The sequence below is a fragment of the Pseudoalteromonas sp. CR1 genome (assembly GCF_019392235.1).
GTDB lineage: Bacteria > Pseudomonadota > Gammaproteobacteria > Enterobacterales > Alteromonadaceae > Pseudoalteromonas.
The window spans coordinates 1-263 of the sequence record NZ_JAHXRM010000336.1 but is presented as its reverse complement, the minus strand read 5'-3'; the positions used below and the strand labels follow the sequence as shown (position 1 = coordinate 263).

The 263-nt window shown below is 58.9% G+C and carries 1 protein-coding gene; it reads right to left on the bottom strand.

Annotated features, from left to right (window positions below):
- The coding region (locus KZZ04_RS19615; RefSeq protein ID WP_219423946.1) for a hypothetical protein at positions 1 to 263 on the bottom strand (263 nt) is incomplete at both ends.

The following is a 263-nucleotide window of genomic DNA, read 5'->3' as shown; positions in this document are numbered from 1 at the left end:
ATAAACAGGCGCTCGAGTGTTGGCCTGTCCACCGAGTACCCCATATTCGGGTTCACCAGGTGGAAGTTCTCAGGTCGGCGGGCCTCCCCGCTCTCGATCATCTCGGGCGGAAATTCGTAAATCACCGGCAGGAAGCGCGGATCTTCGATCCGACCCTCGCGGACACCACGGGCATAGCTCAGCTTCGATCTGAAGATGCCGGCCGGGGGTTCGTTTGACTGAGTCGTCAGCCAGATAATGAAGCCTTCAGGCCTGGACAACAG